At 67.6% G+C, this 5,362-nt stretch carries 3 protein-coding genes; all 3 read left to right on the top strand.

Features of this window, described 5'->3' with window-relative positions:
- Positions 1 to 82 precede the first annotated feature (82 nt).
- The 3 genes from carA to carB all read left to right on the top strand — a co-directional run bounded on the left by carA (position 83) and on the right by carB (position 5,134).
- Positions 83 to 1,249, top strand: a complete 1,167-nt coding sequence (gene carA, locus WCJ52_RS11295; protein WP_336903409.1) for a glutamine-hydrolyzing carbamoyl-phosphate synthase small subunit — start codon at positions 83 to 85, stop codon at positions 1,247 to 1,249.
- Between the two features lie 187 nt (positions 1,250 to 1,436).
- The gene (locus WCJ52_RS11290) at positions 1,437 to 1,643 is read left to right on the top strand and encodes a cold-shock protein (RefSeq protein WP_336903408.1); all 207 of its coding nucleotides are present in this window, start codon (positions 1,437 to 1,439) and stop codon (positions 1,641 to 1,643) included.
- Positions 1,644 to 1,843: 200 nt separating this feature from the next.
- Complete coding sequence (gene carB / locus WCJ52_RS11285) at positions 1,844 to 5,134, top strand: carbamoyl-phosphate synthase large subunit (protein WP_336903407.1); 3,291 nt, start codon at positions 1,844 to 1,846, stop codon at positions 5,132 to 5,134.
- The last annotated feature ends 228 nt before the right edge of the window (positions 5,135 to 5,362 follow it).

Genomic DNA, 5,362 nt, shown 5'->3' with positions numbered 1-5,362 from the left:
ACCCCAACGGCTGAGGGGCGGGCAGGATGCATCCTCGCCCGCCCTTTTGCGAGCCCCCACACCAGCCCTGGAGCGGCCTGCCATGAGCGATCTCCTGCCCGGCGTGACCGGAGTCCTGGTCCTTGCTGACGGGACGGTCCTACAGGGTGCCGGATGCGGCGCGACCGGTGCCGCAGTCGGCGAGGTCTGCTTCAACACCGCCATGACGGGCTACCAGGAGATCCTCACCGATCCCTCCTACATGGCCCAGATCGTCGCCTTCACCTTTCCTCACGTGGGCAATGTCGGGGTCAATGGCGAGGACGTCGAGGAGATCGCCGGCGACTCGGCGACGGCGGCCCGCGGGGCCATCCTCCGCGACGCGCCGACACCGCCCGCCAACTGGCGCTCAGAGTCCGACCTCGGCACCTGGATGGCGCGCCGGGGCGTGATCGGGATCTCTGGCGTGGACACCCGCGCCCTGACCCGCCGCATCCGCGAGCAGGGCATGCCCCACGCCGTCATCGCCCACGATCCCGAAGGCCGGTTTGACCTCGAAGCCCTTCGCCGGCAAGCATCGGAGTGGTCGGGCCTGGTCGGTCTCGACCTGGCCCAGGACGCCACCTGCCGCCAGGCCTTCACCTGGGAGGAAGGGCTCTACGGCTGGCCCGAAGGCTATGAACGGCCCGCCCAGGACCGCTACGACGTCGTGGTCATGGACTTCGGGGTCAAGCGCAACATCCTGCGCGCCCTGGCCTCCTGCGGGGCCCGGGTGACCGTGGTGCCCGCATCGACCTCCGCCGAGGCCATTCTGGCCCGCCACCCCGACGGGGTCATGCTGTCGAACGGCCCCGGGGACCCGGCGGCGACCGGCGTCTATGCGGTGCCGGAGATCCGCAAGCTCGTGGATGCAGGATTGCCGGTGTTCGGCATCTGCCTCGGACACCAGATGCTGGCCCTGGCCCTCGGAGCCCGGACCGAGAAGATGGAGCAGGGCCACCACGGGGCGAACCATCCCGTGAAGGATCTCACCACCGGCAAGGTCGAAATCGTCTCCATGAACCACGGCTTTACCGTCAGCCGCGAGAGCCTGCCCGAGGGCGTTGAGGAGACCCACATCTCCCTGTTCGACGGCACGAATGCGGGCCTCGCCCTCTCCGGCCGCCCCGTATTTTCGGTCCAGCACCACCCCGAGGCCTCGCCCGGACCGACGGATTCCCTCTACCTCTTTCGCAGGTTCACCGAGCTCATGGACGCCTCCCGGGGCTAGCCTTCAGGGCGCCACTTGCCAGACGCCCCGGGTTCCTTCATGATAGGGTGTCAATTCTCGTAAGTTCGGCTGCTTTTTCGACGCTTCTTCTGTTGCAGCGGGCCAGCTACCGACCTCCTTCGATTTTTGATCCTGTGCGCCCCAACTCCGGGGTTATGGGCCTATGTATCAAGGACGATCGATCAATATGTCTACCGGCACCGTGAAGTGGTTCAATGGAACCAAGGGCTATGGCTTCATTCAACCCGATGAAGGCGGCCCCGATGTGTTCGTGCACATCTCCGCCGTCGAGCGTGCGGGTCTCCGCTCGCTGAACGAAGGCCAGAAGGTTACTTTTGAGCTCGAGCGCGACAAGCGCAGTGGCAAGATGTCTGCGGGCAATCTGGCCGTCTGACCTCCCCAAAAGGGACCAAAGTTCAGCGGGTCGGCGGAAACGCCGGCCCGTTTTTTTATGGGCGGAATACCGGCCCACACCCGGGCCGGGCATGGGTGCTTGCGCCCTGCCGACTCCGTCTCTAAACGGGCGTCTTAGCCTTCAATCCGACCGGCCGCAGCGCGCAGGCGCGCGCGCGGGTCCTGCGCGCGAGTGTCCCCATGCCCAAACGCACCGACATCTCCTCAATCCTGATCATCGGCGCCGGGCCAATCGTGATCGGCCAGGCCTGCGAGTTCGACTACTCCGGCGTCCAGGCCTGCAAGGCCCTAAGGGCCGAGGGCTACCGGATCATCCTGGTCAATTCCAACCCCGCCACCATCATGACCGACCCGGATGTGGCGGACGCGACCTATATCGAGCCCATCACCCCGGAAATGGTCGAGAAGATCATCGCCGCCGAACGCCCGGACGCCCTCCTGCCGACCATGGGCGGGCAGACCGCGCTGAACACCGCCCTGGCCCTTGAGAGCCGCGGCGTCCTGGCCCGTTACGGCGTTGAGATGATCGGCGCCCGGGCCGAGGTGATCGACAAGGCCGAGGACCGCCAGAAGTTCCGCAACGCCATGGACAAGCTCGGGCTGGAAAGCCCGAAGTCCAAGGCCGCCCATAATCTGGAGGAGGCCATGGAGGGCCTGGCCTTCGTTGGCCTGCCCGCCATCATCCGCCCGTCCTTCACCCTGGCCGGCACCGGCGGGGGCATCGCCTACAATGTCGAGGAATTCCGGGAAATCGTCGAACGCGGCCTCGACCTGTCGCCCACCACCGAGGTGCTGATCGAGGAGAGCGTCCTCGGCTGGAAGGAGTACGAGATGGAGGTCGTCCGCGACAAGGCGGACAACTGCATCATCGTCTGCTCCATCGAGAACATCGACCCCATGGGCGTCCACACGGGCGATTCCATCACCGTGGCGCCGGCCCTGACCCTGACGGACAAGGAATACCAGATCATGCGGACGGCCTCGATCGCCGTCCTGCGGGAGATCGGCGTGGAGACCGGCGGCTCGAACGTGCAGTTCGCCGTGAACCCCAAGGATGGCCGGATGGTCGTCATCGAGATGAATCCGCGGGTGTCGCGGTCCTCGGCCCTGGCCTCCAAGGCCACCGGCTTCCCCATTGCCAAGGTCGCCGCCCGCCTGGCGGTGGGCTACACCCTGGACGAACTGATGAACGACATCACCGGGGCGACCCCGGCGTCCTTCGAGCCCTCGATCGACTATGTCGTCACCAAGATCCCGCGCTTCGCCTTCGAAAAATACCCGGGATCCGAGCCCTACCTGACGACCTCGATGAAGTCGGTGGGCGAGGTCATGGCCATCGGCCGGACCTTCAAGGAAAGCCTCCAGAAGGCCCTGCGCGGCCTGGAGACGGGCCTGTCGGGCCTGGACGAGGTCGAGATCGAGGGCTCCGCGGACCCCGAGACCGGCAAGGCCGCGGTGATCCGCGCCCTGGGCGTGCCCACGCCGGACCGGCTGCGGGTCATCGCCCAGGCCTTCCGGCACGGCCTGACCGTCGACGAGATCCACGCCGCCTGTTCCTATGAACCCTGGTTCCTCAGCCAGCTCCAGGACCTGGTTCGCCAGGAGGGCCTGGTGCGCGCCGGCGGCCTGCCCGAAACGGCCGAGGGCTTCCGCGCCCTCAAGGCCCAGGGCTTCTCTGACGCCCGGCTTTCCCATCTGGCGCGGCAGCCGGAAGCCGCTGTCCGCGCGGCCCGCCAGGCCCTGGGCGTGCGGCCGGTCTTCAAGCGCATCGACACCTGCGCCGGCGAGTTCCGCGCCGATACCCCCTACATGTACTCCACCTACGAGACCGGGGCCCTCGGGCAGGCTCCGGAATGCGAGAGCGAGCCTTCCGACCGCCGCAAGGCCATCATCCTCGGCGGGGGCCCCAACCGGATCGGCCAGGGGATCGAGTTCGACTATTGCTGCTGCCACGCCGCCTTCGCCCTGGCGGACATCGGGGTGGAGTCCATCATGGTCAACTGCAACCCCGAGACCGTCTCCACCGACTACGACACCTCGGATCGGCTCTATTTCGAACCCCTGACGGCCGAGGATGTGCTCGAGCTGATCGCCGTCGAGCAGTCCCGCGGGACCCTTCTGGGCGTCATCGTCCAGTTCGGCGGCCAGACGCCCCTGAAGCTGGCCCAGGCCCTCGAGGACGCAGGCATCCCCATCCTCGGTACCAGCCCCGATGCCATCGACCTGGCTGAGGACCGCGAGCGCTTCCAGCAGCTCCTGCACCGCCTGGAGATCGCCCAGCCGGTCAACGCCATTGCCCGCTCCCGGGACGAGGCCTTCGCCGGTGCCCACAGTGTCGGTTACCCGGTGGTCATCCGGCCCTCCTACGTCCTCGGCGGCCGGGCCATGGAGATCGTCTACGACGACGAGCAGCTGGAACGCTACATCACCACCGCCGTGCAGGTGTCCGGCGACAGCCCGGTGCTCATCGACCAGTACCTGTCCCGCGCCACCGAGGTGGACGTCGACGCCCTCTGCGATGGCGAGACCGTCTTCGTGGCCGGGGTGATGGAGCACATCGAGGAGGCCGGCGTGCATTCCGGCGACTCCGCCTGCTCCCTGCCCCCCTTCTCCCTGCGCCCCGAGACCATCGCCGAGCTCAAGAGACAGACCGAGGCCATGGCCTTCGCCCTCGGCGTCCGGGGCCTCATGAACGTGCAGTTCGCCATCGAGGAGCCGCACTCGGCCTCGCCGCGGATCTACGTGCTGGAGGTCAACCCCCGCGCCAGCCGCACGGTGCCCTTCGTGGCCAAGACCATCGGCCACCCCCTGGCCGGCATCGCTGCTCGGGTAATGGCGGGCGAGTCCCTGGCCAGCTTCGGCCTCGTCGACGCGACCTATGACCACGTGGCGGTCAAGGAAGCGGTCTTCCCCTTCGCCCGGTTCGCCGGCGTCGACACGGTCCTCGGCCCCGAGATGCGCTCGACGGGCGAGGTCATGGGCCTGGACTGGCGCCGCGAGGGCGAGGGCCCCGGCCCGGCCTTCGCCCGGGCCTTCGCCAAGAGCCAGCTGGGCGGCGGCACCGTCCTGCCGGCCTCTGGCGCCGTCTTCGTCTCGGTCAAGGATGCCGACAAGCCCTGGATCGTCGAGCCGGTGCGCCTGCTCCTCGCCCAGGGTTTCAAGGTCCTGGCCACCGGCGGGACCGCCACCTACCTCGCCGACCAGGGCCTGGCGGTCGAGCACGTGCGCAAGGTGCTCGAGGGCCGGCCCCACATTGTCGACGCCATGAAGAACGGCGGCGTGCAGCTGGTCTTCAACACCACCGAAGGCAAGCAGTCCCTGGCCGACAGCTACGAGATCCGGCGCTCAGCCCTGATGATGAAGATCCCCTACTTCACCACCTCGGCCGGCGCCCTGGCGGCAGCCCAGGCCATTACCGCCCTGGCCAACGGCCCCCTCGACGTCCGCCCCCTGCAAAGCTACGCGGCCTGAGGACTTAGGCAGGTTCCTAATTGCGCCCCCAAGCGGGAGCTGTCGGCAAAGCCGACTGAGGGGGTCAACGGCCTTCGATGCACGCGTTGACACAGGTTCAGTGCGAGACGACGTTCATTGACCTAGGGTTATCGGGGTAAGGGGATCAGGTTCCCCCTCAACCTGAAGACGTCCGCCTTCGGCCTGGCGGGACCGGCAACGCTTTGAGGTTGCCGACGACAGTGTGCC

The organism is Phenylobacterium sp., from assembly GCF_037138395.1.
GTDB lineage: Bacteria > Pseudomonadota > Alphaproteobacteria > Caulobacterales > Caulobacteraceae > Phenylobacterium.
The sequence above is the reverse complement of the archived record's forward strand: the minus strand, read 5'-3'. Positions and strand labels throughout refer to the sequence as shown.